Source organism: Streptomyces sp. NPDC059895 (genome assembly GCF_042731035.1).
Classification (GTDB): Bacteria; Actinomycetota; Actinomycetes; order Streptomycetales; family Streptomycetaceae; genus Streptomyces.
The window spans coordinates 118,138-130,425 of record NZ_JBHWKO010000022.1; the positions used below are offsets into that span (position 1 = coordinate 118,138).

The 12,288-nt window shown below is 72.7% G+C and carries 13 protein-coding genes; 10 read left to right on the top strand and 3 right to left on the bottom strand.

Annotated features, from left to right (window positions below; all coding sequences use genetic code 11):
• The first annotated feature begins 90 nt into the window (after nucleotides 1-90).
• Together dapE and ACFV9M_RS24450 are read left to right on the top strand one after the other, a co-directional pair.
• Nucleotides 91-1,170, top strand: a complete 1,080-nt coding sequence (gene dapE, locus ACFV9M_RS24445; protein WP_385078899.1) for a succinyl-diaminopimelate desuccinylase — start codon at nucleotides 91-93, stop codon at nucleotides 1,168-1,170.
• A 128-nt stretch (nucleotides 1,171-1,298) separates the two neighbouring features.
• The gene (locus ACFV9M_RS24450; protein WP_385078900.1) at nucleotides 1,299-2,057 is read left to right on the top strand and encodes a TIGR00730 family Rossman fold protein; all 759 of its coding nucleotides are present in this window, start codon (nucleotides 1,299-1,301) and stop codon (nucleotides 2,055-2,057) included.
• 229 nt (nucleotides 2,058-2,286) lie between these two features.
• Here the strand turns inward: ACFV9M_RS24450 and folP are convergent, their stop codons facing one another.
• The gene (gene folP / locus ACFV9M_RS24455; protein ID WP_385079345.1) at nucleotides 2,287-3,147 is read right to left on the bottom strand and encodes a dihydropteroate synthase; all 861 of its coding nucleotides are present in this window, start codon (nucleotides 3,145-3,147) and stop codon (nucleotides 2,287-2,289) included.
• Nucleotides 3,148-3,272: 125 nt separating this feature from the next.
• On the opposite strand from folP, the gene ACFV9M_RS24460 reads away from it, so the two are divergent.
• Together ACFV9M_RS24460 and ACFV9M_RS24465 are read left to right on the top strand one after the other, a co-directional pair.
• Nucleotides 3,273-3,629, top strand: a complete 357-nt coding sequence (locus ACFV9M_RS24460) for a DivIVA domain-containing protein (RefSeq protein ID WP_385079340.1) — start codon at nucleotides 3,273-3,275, stop codon at nucleotides 3,627-3,629.
• Entirely contained in the window at nucleotides 3,626-4,210 is a 585-nt protein-coding gene (locus ACFV9M_RS24465; protein WP_385079337.1) for a DNA-3-methyladenine glycosylase I, read from the top strand. Before ACFV9M_RS24460 ends, ACFV9M_RS24465 begins: the two co-directional genes overlap by 4 nt.
• Before the next feature lie 15 nt (nucleotides 4,211-4,225).
• Here the strand turns inward: ACFV9M_RS24465 and ACFV9M_RS24470 are convergent, their stop codons facing one another.
• Entirely contained in the window at nucleotides 4,226-5,029 is an 804-nt protein-coding gene (locus ACFV9M_RS24470; RefSeq protein ID WP_385079334.1) for an enoyl-CoA hydratase/isomerase family protein, read from the bottom strand.
• Between the two features lie 365 nt (nucleotides 5,030-5,394).
• Here ACFV9M_RS24470 and ACFV9M_RS24475 point away from each other — a divergent pair, with 365 nt between their 5' ends.
• Nucleotides 5,395-5,562 (top strand): DUF3117 domain-containing protein, encoded by a 168-nt coding sequence (locus tag ACFV9M_RS24475; protein ID WP_003966491.1) that lies wholly within the window; start codon nucleotides 5,395-5,397, stop codon nucleotides 5,560-5,562.
• A gap of 250 nt (nucleotides 5,563-5,812) precedes the next feature.
• On the opposite strand, the gene ACFV9M_RS24480 is transcribed toward ACFV9M_RS24475, so the two are convergent.
• Nucleotides 5,813-6,511 (bottom strand): O-methyltransferase, encoded by a 699-nt coding sequence (locus ACFV9M_RS24480; protein WP_385079342.1) that lies wholly within the window; start codon nucleotides 6,509-6,511, stop codon nucleotides 5,813-5,815.
• A 163-nt stretch (nucleotides 6,512-6,674) separates the two neighbouring features.
• On the opposite strand from ACFV9M_RS24480, the gene sigE reads away from it, so the two are divergent.
• The 5 genes from sigE to ACFV9M_RS24505 all read left to right on the top strand — a co-directional run bounded on the left by sigE (nucleotide 6,675) and on the right by ACFV9M_RS24505 (nucleotide 12,245).
• Nucleotides 6,675-7,460: an RNA polymerase sigma factor SigE gene (gene sigE, locus ACFV9M_RS24485; RefSeq protein WP_385079331.1), complete on the top strand. Its 786-nt coding sequence runs from the start codon at nucleotides 6,675-6,677 to the stop codon at nucleotides 7,458-7,460.
• Complete coding sequence (locus ACFV9M_RS24490; protein ID WP_385079328.1) at nucleotides 7,457-8,425, top strand: zf-HC2 domain-containing protein; 969 nt, start codon at nucleotides 7,457-7,459, stop codon at nucleotides 8,423-8,425. Before sigE ends, ACFV9M_RS24490 begins: the two co-directional genes overlap by 4 nt.
• 104 nt (nucleotides 8,426-8,529) lie before the next feature.
• Nucleotides 8,530-10,755: a trypsin-like peptidase domain-containing protein gene (locus ACFV9M_RS24495; protein ID WP_385102525.1), complete on the top strand. Its 2,226-nt coding sequence runs from the start codon at nucleotides 8,530-8,532 to the stop codon at nucleotides 10,753-10,755.
• A gap of 201 nt (nucleotides 10,756-10,956) precedes the next feature.
• The gene (locus ACFV9M_RS24500; RefSeq protein ID WP_385079322.1) at nucleotides 10,957-11,403 is read left to right on the top strand and encodes a sec-independent translocase; all 447 of its coding nucleotides are present in this window, start codon (nucleotides 10,957-10,959) and stop codon (nucleotides 11,401-11,403) included.
• Nucleotides 11,404-11,585: 182 nt separating this feature from the next.
• Complete coding sequence (locus ACFV9M_RS24505; RefSeq protein WP_385079319.1) at nucleotides 11,586-12,245, top strand: hypothetical protein; 660 nt, start codon at nucleotides 11,586-11,588, stop codon at nucleotides 12,243-12,245.
• Nucleotides 12,246-12,288: the final 43 nt, after the last annotated feature.

Sequence of the window (12,288 nt, forward strand, 5' to 3'; positions counted from 1 at the left end):
TACAAGGTACTGGAGAGTACGAAAACGGGGGAGACGAGCGGGACGGCCGGGGTCGGCGGGACGCGCACCCGGCGCGTTAGGGTCGACGCCATGGCCGAGACCCCGCTTGACCTCACCCTGGACGCCGCGCTGCTCACCGCGCAGCTCGTCGACTTCCCGTCGGAGAGCGGCACCGAGAAGCCGCTCGCGGACGCGATCGAGACCGCCCTGCGCACGCTGCCCCACCTGACCGTGGACCGCTACGGCAACAACGTGGTCGCCCGCACCGACCTGGGCCGCCCGGAACGGGTGATCCTCGCCGGCCACATCGACACGGTCCCGATCGCCGGCAACGTCCCGTCCCGGCTGGACGCGGACGGCGTGCTCTGGGGCTGCGGCACCTGCGACATGAAGGCGGGCGTCGCGGTCCAGCTGCGCATCGCGGCGACGGTCCCCTCCCCCAACCGCGACCTGACGTTCGTCTTCTACGACAACGAGGAGGTCGCCGCCGAGCTGAACGGCCTCAAGCACGTCGCCGAGGCCAGGCCGGAGTGGCTGCGGGGCGACTTCGCGGTGCTGCTGGAGCCGTCCGACGGCCAGGTCGAGGGCGGCTGCCAGGGCACCCTGCGGGTCCTGCTGAAGACCAAGGGCGAGCGGGCCCACTCGGCGCGCGGCTGGATGGGCTCGAACGCGATCCACGCGGCGGCCCCGATCCTCGCCCGCCTGGCCGCGTACGAGCCGCGCCGGCCGGTGATCGACGGCCTGGAGTACCGCGAGGGCCTCAACGCGGTCGGCATCGGCGGCGGAGTGGCGGGCAACGTCATCCCCGACGAGTGCGTCGTCACCGTGAACTTCCGCTACGCGCCCGACCGCACTCCGGAGGAGGCCGTCGCCCACGTGCGCGAGGTGTTCGCCGACTGCGGGGTGGAGGAGTTCGTCGTCGACGACCACAGCGGCGCTGCCCTGCCCGGCCTCTCCCACCCGGCCGCCGCTGCCTTCATCGAGGCGGTGGGCGGCACCCCGCAGCCCAAGTTCGGCTGGACGGACGTCTCCCGCTTCTCGGCGCTGGGCGTCCCCGCGGTGAACTACGGCCCCGGCAACCCGCACCTGGCGCACAAGCGGGACGAGCGCGTGGAGACGGCGAAGATCCTCGCGGGCGAGGAACGGCTGCGCGCCTGGCTGACCGTGTGACCCACGGGAGACCCGCGTGACCCCGGCCGTGGTTTGCGGCGCTTCACGGCGGACATGCTGAGGTCCCCCGTACGTAACCCGCGTAGATCTACGCTGAGGTGGAACCACTGCGAGCGGAGGGAGCTCTTATGGCCACTGGCAACCCGGAGGGCAAGAAGCAGCCACCGGAGGAACAGCGCCTGGGACCCGTCCTCCGGAGGCGGGACCAGGTCCAGGCGAGCACCACGGACCAGCGGCTGCTGGACGAGCGCGCCCCCTCCGACTGGGTGCACACCGACCCCTGGCGGGTCCTGCGCATCCAGTCGGAGTTCATCGAGGGCTTCGGCACCCTCGCCGAACTCCCACCCGCCATCAGCGTCTTCGGCTCCGCCCGGACCCCGGTGGACTCGCCCGAGTACGAGGCGGGCGTACGGCTGGGGCGCGCCCTGGTCCAGGCCGGCTGGGCGGTCATCACCGGCGGCGGCCCCGGCGCCATGGAGGCGGCCAACAAGGGCGCCTGCGAGGCGGGCGGCACCTCGGTCGGCCTCGGTATCGAACTGCCCTTCGAGCAGGGCCTGAACCCCTACGTCGACATCGGCCTCAACTTCCGGTACTTCTTCGTCCGCAAGATGATGTTCGTGAAGTACGCGCAGGGCTTCGTGGTCCTGCCCGGCGGCCTCGGCACCCTCGACGAGCTCTTCGAGGCCCTCACCCTGGTCCAGACCCAGAAGGTCACCCGCTTCCCCATCGTCCTCTTCGGCACGGAGTACTGGGGCGGCCTGGTCGACTGGCTGGAGAACACCCTGGTCGCCCAGGGCAAGGCCTCCGCGAAGGACCTGCTGCTCTTCCACGTCACGGACGACGTGGAGGAAGCGGTGGCGCTGGTGTCGAAGGAAGCGGGCCGGTAGACAGGTCCGGCCCGTACGGTGCCTTCGGACCGAGGGTCCGTGCAACCAGCCCGTCCGGCGCTTGAGGACGAGGCCCGTCCAGGGCCGAAGCGGGGGTCCGGGGGCGGCAGCCCCCGGGGACGATGGGGGTCCCCCACTCTCGAGCGAAGTCGAGAGTGGGGGAGGGAAGGGGAGGCGGGGGCGAAGACACCGGGCCGCCCCGCCCCCGACCCGCACGACCGCCGGAGGCCTACGCCAGCCCCCTCCGCGCCACCGCAGGCGCCCGGTGCCCCGCGATCGACGCCACCATGTCGAGCACCTGCCGCGTCTCGGCGACCTCGTGCACCCGGTACACCTGGGCGCCGAGCCACGCCGACACCGCCGTCGTCGCCAGCGTGCCCAGCACCCGCTCCTTCACCGGCCGGTCCAGGGTCTCCCCGACGAAGTCCTTGTTGGACAGGGAGACCAGCACCGGCCACCCCGTCTCCACCATCTCGCCCAGCCGCCGCGTCGCCTCCAGGCTGTGCCGCGTGTTCTTGCCGAAGTCGTGCCCCGGGTCGATCATGATCGACTCCCTCGGCACGCCCAGCCCCGCCGCCCGCTCCGCCAGCCCCACGGTCACCCGCAGGATGTCGGCCATCACGTCGTCGTAGGTCACCCGGTGCGGGCGGGTCCGGGGCTCCGCGCCCCCGGCGTGCGTGCACACCAGCCCCACCCCGTACCGCGCCGCGACCTCCGCCAGCCGGGGGTCGACGCCGCCCCACGCGTCGTTCAGCAGGTCCGCGCCCGCCTCGCAGACGGCCTCGCCGACCTCGGCCCGCCAGGTGTCCACACTGATGACGACGTCCGGGAAACGCCGCCGCACCTCGGCCACGAAGCCGACCGTGCGCCGCGCCTCCTCCGCGGCGGTCACCTCCTCGCCGGGCCCGGCCTTCACACCGCCGATGTCGATGATCGCGGCGCCCTCCGCGACCGCCTGCTCGACCCGGGCCAGCGCCGGCTCGTCCCGGAACGTCGCCCCTTGGTCGTAGAAGGAGTCCGGGGTCCGGTTCACGATCGCCATGATCACCGGCTCGTGCGTGCCGAACTCGTGCCTGCCCAGCCTGAGCATCCCCTGTGACCTCTCCCAGTACCTCGTGGACATCCGCCGCCTGCGACCCTAACCGTCCCGCCCGCATGGCACGATCGGAGCCTGACACATCCGACACCGAGCACTGCGAGCGTGGGGACCCACCGATGGTTATGTTCTTGTTCCTGGTCGTCGCGCTCGCCGTCGTGGTCGCCGCGGTGACACTCGCCGTGGTGGGCGGCGGCGAGGGCACGGGCCCCCTGCCGGAGGCCGTTCCGCAGCGGCTGCACGACCCGCTGCCCCCGGACCGCCCCCTCGACCGGTCCGACGTCGACCGCGTCCGCTTCCCGCTCGCCGCCCGCGGCTACCGCATGGCCGACGTCGACGACGCGCTGAACCGCCTCGGCGCCGAACTCGCCGAACGGGACGCCCGCATCGCCGAACTGGAGTCCGCCCTGGCCGGTGCCCGGCGGCCCGAGCCGCATGTCTCCATGGAGAAGCCCGCGCGGGAGGAGCAGCGGTGAGCGACGGCACCGCCCTCGTCGGCCCGGACGGCGCCCCGCGCTGCCCCTGGGCCCTGTCCACGCCGGACTACGTGACCTACCACGACGAGGAGTGGGGCCGCCCGGTCCACGGCGACGACGCGCTCTACGAACGCCTCAGCCTGGAGGCCTTCCAGTCCGGCCTGTCCTGGATCACGATCCTGCGCCGCCGGCCCGGCTTCCGTACCGCCTTCGCCGGCTTCCGGATCGCCTCGGTGGCGGCCTTCACCGACGAGGACCGCGCGCGCCTCCTCGCCGATGCCGGCATCATCCGCAACCGCGCCAAGATCGACGCCACGCTCGCCAACGCGCGCGTGCTGGCCGACTGGGCGCCGGGCGACCTGGACGAACTGATCTGGTCGCACGCCCCCGACCCGGCCGCCCGCCAGGTCCCGAAGACCCTCGCCGACGTCCCCGCGGTCACCCCGGAGTCGACGGCCCTGTCCAAGGAGCTGAAGAAGCGGGGCCTGCGGTTCGTCGGGCCGACGACGGCGTACGCGCTGATGCAGTCGTGCGGGCTGGTGGACGACCACCTGGAGACCTGCGTGGCGAGGCGGGGCTGAGCCCCGCCCGCCGGCTCACCGCCCCAGGTACTTCGGCTTCTCCTTGTTGACGAACGCCTGCACCGCGATCGCGTGGTCCTCCGACCGCCCCGCCCGCGTCTGGAGCTCGTCCTCCTTCTCCAGGGTCTGCGCCAAGGAGTGGGAGGACCCGTACGCCACCGCCTCCTTCAGCGCCGCGTACGCCACCGTCGGTCCCTCGGCGAGCGCCCGCGCCACGCTCTCGGCCTCCGCGCGCAGTGCGTCCGCCGGCACCACCCGGTTGGCGATGCCCAGCTCGTACGCCTCCTGGGCCTTGATGCTGCGCGGGAAGAACAGCAGGTCCGTGGCCCGGCCCGGGCCCACCACGCGCGGCAGCGTCCAGGAGACGCCGGAGTCGGCGGTCAGCGCCACCCCGGCGAACGAGGTGTTGAAGGCCGCCGTGTCCGCCACGATCCGGTAGTCCGCCGCGAGCGCGAAGCCGAAGCCCGCCCCGGCCGCCACCCCGTTCACGGCGGCGACCACCGGCTTCGGCGCCTCCGCCAGCGCCCGCACGATCGGGTTGTAGTGCTCCTTGACCGTGCTCATGGTCCGGGCCGAGCCGGTCTCCCGGTCCTCTACCAGCAGCCCGATGTGCTCCTTGAGGTCCTGGCCGACGCAGAAGGCCCGGTCACCGGCGGCGGTCAGCAGCACCGCGCGTACGGCCGAGTCCTCCGCGGCCGTGCGCACGGCCTCCCGCAGGGCGACCTTGGTCGCGGTGTTCAGCGCGTTCATCGCCTCCGGGCGGTTCAGTGTGATCGTCGCGAGCCCGTCGCTCACCTCGTACAGCACGGTGTCGGCCATGGAATGTCCCCTCCGGTGTCACGGCTGCGGCGTACCCACCGGTACGCCCGTCTCGAAGGACAGCATGAGGGAAAGGGTTCGCGCAGCACGTGTGACCTGCGTCAAAGAATCCGGCACGATGTCCGGTCGGGGGACGTCCGCGCGGATGCGAAGTATCGCAGCCACATCGCCGAATTGAGTGGTTTTGCTCGCGCGCGTTGCCCAAGCGATGCCGACCGATGTTGGTCATCGGGTCCTGAGATGCGGGATAATGGCCTGGAAGCAATGTGTTCGATGCCGGTGTCGCGTGTCCCACGCTGGATTGCGCGTGCCCTTCACGGGCCGTCGGCTTTGACGGTGAGCTGGTTTGAGGAAGGGGAACGAGCATGGCGGCCATGAAGCCGCGGACGGGCGATGGCCCGCTCGAGGTGACCAAGGAGGGGCGGGGCATCGTCATGCGCGTTCCGCTCGAAGGCGGCGGTCGGCTCGTCGTCGAGCTGACCCCTGACGAGGCCGACGCGCTCGGCGACGCCCTCAAGAAGGTCGTCGGCTGACGCGGAAGCGACCATACCCTTTCAGCTGCCCCGGCATCCTCATGGGTGCCGGGGCGGCTCTTTTCCCGGGATCTCGTCGGTGGTGTTTCCCCGTGGCGGCGTCCCGGCGTTTGTCCGCGGCGGCGTTTCGACCGTGTCGGCGGTTCGCGCCGGCGTTTCGACCGCGCCGGCGTTTAGGCCGCGCCGGCGTTTCGGGTCGGCGTTTCGAGCGCGCCGGTGTTTCGGCCGCGTCAGCGTCTGACGGCCCGCGTCAGCGTCTGACGGCGCACAGCAGCCCGTCCCCGACGGGCAGCAGCGACGGCACCAGCTCCTGGCTCTCGCGTACGGTGCGCAGCAGCTCGCGGATCTTTATGACCTCCGTGGGCTGCGGGCCGGAGTCGATCGTGCGTCCGTTGGCGAAGCAGCCCTCGAACACCACCAGGCCCCCGGGGCGCAGCAGGCGCAACGATTCGGCGAGGTAGTCCATGACCTCCAGACGGTCGCCGTCGCAGAAGACGAGGTCGTAGCCGGAGTCCGCGAGGCGGGGCAGCACGTCGAGCGCGCGGCCGGGGATGAAGCGGGCCCGGTTGCTGGCGAAGCCGCAGGCACGGAAGGCCTGCCGGGCGAACTGCTGGTGCTCCGGCTCCGGGTCGACGGTGGTCAGCACGCCGTCCGGGCGCATCCCGTACAGCAGGTGGATCCCGGAGACGCCGGTGCCGGTACCGATCTCCGCGACCGCCTTGGCGTCCACGGTGGCGGCGAGCAACCGCAGCGCGGCGCCCGCGCTGGGCGACACCGAGCGCAGCCCTGCCTCGCGGGCCCGGTCGCGGGCCCAGAGCAGCGCTTCGTCCTCGGCGACATAGGCGTCGGCGAACGCCCAGCTCGTCTGCCGGTTGCCGGTAATGACCCTCTCCCTACCCCATGGTTGCCTCGGCGTGACTGTATCCGTTGCCGCCGGGAACCCGCAGATGGGACCGGGCGTTTGAAGGGGTGGGACGGACGACGGGGGGACACAGTTGGATCACGACGAGGGACGAGACGCAGAGCAAGTGCTGACGCAGGCGTATGAGCCGTATCAGCACAGATCAAATTCTCGTAAAACCGCTTATCCGGAGCTAACGGGCGAGGTGGCTATGGTAGGGGCTCCACTGGACACCACCAGAGCCGACAGGGGAGGTGCGGCTGCGCCTGTGGATCGGGGAGGAGTGCTGCGGCGCTTCCTCGGATCGGCGGGCAGGCCGAAATCCGTGAACGACACCGCTGCTGACCACAGCCACGCCGCCGGCCTCGCCGTCGGCCCCGCCCAGACCGCGACCTTCTCCACCGACGCGGACGGGCAGGCGTGGACTCCGCCCACGTGGGAGGAGATCGTCAGCATGCACAGCGGCCGGGTCTACCGGCTCGCCTACCGCCTCACCGGCAACCAGCACGACGCCGAGGACCTCACCCAGGAGGTCTTCGTCCGCGTCTTCCGCTCGCTGTCGACGTACACGCCGGGCACCTTCGAGGGCTGGCTGCACCGCATCACCACCAACCTCTTCCTGGACATGGTCCGCCGCAAGCAGCGCATCCGCTTCGACGCGCTCGGCGAGGACGCCGCCGAGCGGCTGGCCAGCAAGGAGCCCACCCCGCAGCAGCTCTTCAACGACGCTCACTTCGACGCGGACGTCCAGCAGGCCCTCGACACCCTCGCCCCGGAGTTCCGGGCCGCGGTCGTCCTGTGCGACATCGAAGGACTGTCGTACGAGGAGATCGCCGCGACCCTCGGCGTCAAGCTCGGCACGGTCCGTTCGCGGATCCACCGCGGCCGTTCGCAGCTGCGCAAGGCGCTCGCCCACCGCTCGCCCCAGGCGCGCGCGGAGCGACGCTCCTTCATGGCCCGTGTGCCCGCTCTGGGAGGAGGGGGCGCGACCGCGTGAGTGGAACCCGTCCTACCCCTGCCGAGCAGCATCTCGGTGACCGGCTCTCCGCCCTCGTGGACGGCGAGCTCGGCCATGACACGCGGGAGCGTGTCCTGGCACATGTCGCCACCTGCCCCAAGTGCAAGGCCGAGGTCGACGCGCAGCGCCGGCTGAAGAACGTCTTCGCGGAAGTGGCCCCGCCCGCCCCCTCCGAGAGCTTCCTGGCCCGTCTCCAGGGGCTTCCCGGGGGAGGTGACACGGACGGCGGCGGCATGCCGCTCGGGGGAGGATTCGGCGACCGCTTCGGCTCCCGCCCCGCGGCGTCCGGTGTCTTCGGAGTGACGGCGGGGGACGAGCCGTTCGGCTTCGGCTATGTGCCCGCCCGTGAGCACGGCGCCGTGCTCACGCCCCCCTCGGAGCGTGGCTTCCGTGTCCATCCGGTCGGCCGTGGCGACACCGAGCGCTCCCGCAGCCTGCGGTTCGCCTTCGTCGCCGCCGGAGCGGTGTCGCTGGCCGCGATCGCCCTGGGCGGCGTGAACACCGGCGTCCCGCCGGCCGACCCGGAGGCCCGTGGCGGTTCCGGCAGCAACGTCACACCGGCCCGCACCTCCGGCTCCGGCTCCACGGCGGCCCCCGACAGCCAGCGCCGCCGCAGCACCGGACCCCTGCTCGCGCAGGGCGGCCAGTTGCTCGCCGGGAACCCGGTCGCTCCCACCGAGGTCTCGGCGCCGCTGCTGCCCGGAGTGCCGGCCCCTGCCCCGGTCCATGCCGACCAGGCCTTCCAGCACGGGCTCACCACCCCCGTGGTGGCCGGCGCCGCCGCCATGTCCCCGCTGATACGTCCGCTCGGCGCCCCCCCGCCGATCGCCCTGACCTCGTGGACCACCGCGCCCGAGGTCACGGCACCCGGCCTGCTCTCCGCGCCCGTCCCCGACACCACGGCCACCCCCAGCAGCTCCCCCTCCGCGCAGAACGCCCGCTGACCCGGCTCCGGCGCCGGTGCGCCGCGAACCTGGTTGAATCCTCGGAGGACCGCGCACGTGCCCGGCGGCGGGCACGGAGGCGGAGTTCGACGTGCGGGGAGAGCATGGACGAGGGGAAGTCCCCGAAGGGGAAATGGTGGAGCCGGCCCCGACCGCAGGGCCCTGCCGGGCAGGAGAGCGGCCGGGAGAACACCGAGGGCGACTTCGAACTGGCGCGCCCCGCGGGGGTGGCGGGCACACCGGGGAGCCCCGGGGCACCGGCCGACCGGTCCGACGGCGGTACGTCCGACGGCGGCTCGTCTGAGACCGGCCCGCCCGACGTCGCTCCGCACGACGGCGACTCGGCCGATGTCGCTCCGCACGACTGTGACTCGGCCGACGGTGACTCGCACGACGGCGACTATGAACTGAGCCGACCGTCTGGCGCGGGCGCTCCTCCGGTCTCGGAGCATGACGACTCGGGCCGGTCCGTCTCCGGCGAGCGGCCCGGGGAGCGGCTCGACGACCGGTCCGGCGACCGGTCCGGCGACCGGTCCGGCGGCTCGCCCGGCGGCTCGCCCGGCGACCGGTCCGGCGAGCAGGGCGCACCGGTCGTACCGGTCGGGGCCGTGGCCCTGTCGTCGGTCACCAGCGACCGTCCCAAGCCCTTGCACGACCCGGACCCCTACAGCACCCCGCCCTACGGCGAGCCGGGCCCCTGGGCCCCCGCACCGCCCGTGCAGCACCCGGCGCTGGCCATGCCGGCCCAGGGCGCGACGCCGGCCGGCCCGCCGCCCGGCATACCCGGTGCCGTCCCCGACGTGATCACGTCGGGCTCACCCACGCCCGGCGCGACGCCCCCGGCACTCCTCCCGCCCGCACATGCCACGCCCTTGGACGTTCCCGGCGCGACGGCTCCTGCCGTTCCGGCGGGCTCCGTGCCCGCGACGGCTCCTGCTGTCCCGGCGGGCTCCGTGCCCGCGACGGCTCCTGCTGTCCCGGCGGGCTCCGTGCCCGCGACGGCCCCTGCTGTCCCGCCGGCCTCCGAACCCCCGCCGGCCTCCCCACCCCCGACGGCCCCCGCAGCCCCCACGCCTCAAACGGCCCCCGCAGCCCCCACGCCTCACACAGCCCCCACCGACCCCTGGCACCGCTACGACCCCTGGTCCGCGACCCCGCTCCAGTCGGTTTCCGACGGGCCCCTCCAGCAGACCGGAGCCGCCGTGGTCACGGAGCGGCAGCGGCGCAAGCGGGCGCGGCGGGCGCTCGTCGGCGGGGCGCTGGGGCTCGCGCTCGTGTCCGGGCTGGTCGGAGGACTCGTGGGGGCGCACCTGGAGCGCAACGGCGGGCTCGACGGGGTGCAGCTGCCGCAGGCCTCCGCGGAGCCCACCGGGCGCGCCGCGGACAGCGTGGCCGGGATCGCCGCCCGCGCCCTGCCCAGCGTCGTCACGCTGCACGTCAGCGGCAGCGAGACGTCCGGCACCGGCACCGGCTTCGTCCTCGACACGCTCGGCCACATCCTCACCAACAACCACGTCGTCGAGCCCGCCGGTTCCGACGGCCGGATAACCGTCGTCTTCAACGGCGGCCAGACGGCCGAGGCCGAGGTGGTCGGCGGGGACAGCGGCTACGACCTCGCCGTCGTGAAGGTGACCGGCGTGGAGGGCCTGAAGCCCCTGTACCTCGGCAACTCCGACAACGTCCGGGTGGGCGACCCGGTCGTCGCCATCGGCGCCCCCTTCGACCTGGAGGGCACCGTCACCTCAGGCATCATCAGCGCCAAGGAGCGGCCGATCACGGCCGGCGGCGAGAGCGGCGACGGCAGCGACGTGTCGTACGTCGACGCGCTCCAGACCGACGCGCCCATCAACCCCGGCAATTCCGGGGGTCCCCTCCTCGACGCGCAGGGCCATGTCATCGGCATCAACTCGGCCATCCGTTCGGCCGCCGACGGCACCGACTCCGAGAGCGGCCAGGCCGGGTCCATCGGGCTGGGCTTCGCCATCCCCGTCAACCAGGGCAAGCGTGTCGCCGAGGAGCTGATCAACACCGGCAGGGCGACCCACCCGGTCATCGGCGTCACCCTCGACATGGACTACACCGGCGACGGCGCCCGCGTCGGCGGCCAGGGCGCCGACGGTGGCTCACCGGTCACCCCCGGCGGCCCGGGTGACCGGGCCGGCATCCTGGCCGGCGACGTCATCACCGAGATCGACGGCCAGCCCGTCCACTCGGGTGAGGAGCTGATCGTCAAGACCCGCGCCCACCGCCCCGGCGACCGTCTGGAGCTCACCGTCGAGCGCGGCGGGAAGGAGCGCACCCTCTCCCTGGTGCTCGGCTCCTCGGATTGACAGGAACCTCACAGATGGACCCCCGGAACCCGGTCCCACAAGGCAAACAACGCGAAAAACAGGTCGCCCGTACGCACTCGGACACCTCGGGACGGTACCGGCCGGACAGGTCCGACAGGTACCGTGGTCCCGGCCCGGACCACGGAAGACCCGAACTGACCACCGAGGGCCGAGGACCGCGGACATCGCAAGGAGCTTCAGGTGTTCAATGACATAGGTGCGCTCGAGCTGGTGACGATCGTCGTCCTGGCCGTGCTCGTCTTCGGTCCGGACAAGCTCCCGAAGGTCATCCAGGACGTGATGCGCACGGTCCGGAAGATCCGCGAATTCTCGGAGAGCGCCAAACAGGACATCCGTCAGGAGCTCGGCCCGGAGTTCAAGGACTTCGAGTTCGAGGACCTCAACCCCAAGACGTTCATCCGCAAGCAGCTGGACAACGAGGACCTGGGGCTGAAGGAGATCCGCAACGGCTTCGACCTGAAGAAGGAGATGGCCGAGGTCACGGACGCGGTCCACGGGCGCGACAGCGACTCCTCCTCGTCGCCGGCGTCCTCGTCGGGTTCGTCCGGCGGCCGCGTCGACATGGTGAAGAAGCCCGAGGACCCGGCCAAGGACGACCGCCCGCCCTTCGACGCGGACGCCACCTGAGCCCCACGCGCCCCCCGGTGTGAGGGGGCGCACGCCGCACGCGCCGGGCGGCTTCCCGACAGTCAGCAGCGGGGTGGCTATGCTGCCTGGTTGTTGTGCGGACCGGACCCCCCAAGGGGAAACGCCGCCCGAAGGGGGGCGGGCCGGGACGGTCCGCCGAGATCGAGGAGGCGTCCGGGCACATGGAGACGACGAGTCGGGCAGTCGCTGAGGCGCCGGCCGCGGAGGGTGGACAGCGGGTCCCCTCCGTCCGGCGCACGGTCGACGGCTACCTGGAGGCGCCCTTCCCGTGGTACGGCCTCGACGAGGCCTTCACGGGACCGCGCTGGCTCATGCAGGTCGGCACGGCCGCCGACGGGGCCGTCGAGCACGGTTCCATCGGGCACGGTGACGAGCCCTCCGTACGGCACGAGACGGCGGGCGAGGACCGCGGGAAGTTCGCGGTCGTGGTGACCGTCGCCGCGAGCCCGTCGCGCAGGAGCGCCGACGGCACGGGACTGCTGGAGGCCACGTCGGTGTCCTCCGCGGCCTGGCTCGCCGGGGTGGGGCTGCTGTCCTTCACCTGGCCCGGCCAGATGGACCACAGCCTGCGCGACGACTGGCTGGAGCAGCAGACCGAGACCGCGTGGGTCCTGGCCGACGACCTCTCCGGCCCGGACTGGTCCACACTGTCCCTCCCGGTCGACGGAGTGCCGACCCCGTTCCACTACCGCGAGTCCGAGTTCGGCTGGGTCCTGGCCGGCTCGACGGAGGAAGGGGTGCACGTGGGGGCGTACGGGAGAGGGATGAGCGCATACGGGCTCGGCTTCGCCGTGATCAAGGACATCACCACCTACGCCTGACCCCGCGTACGACAACGGGGGCGCCGTCCGTGCCGGACGGCGC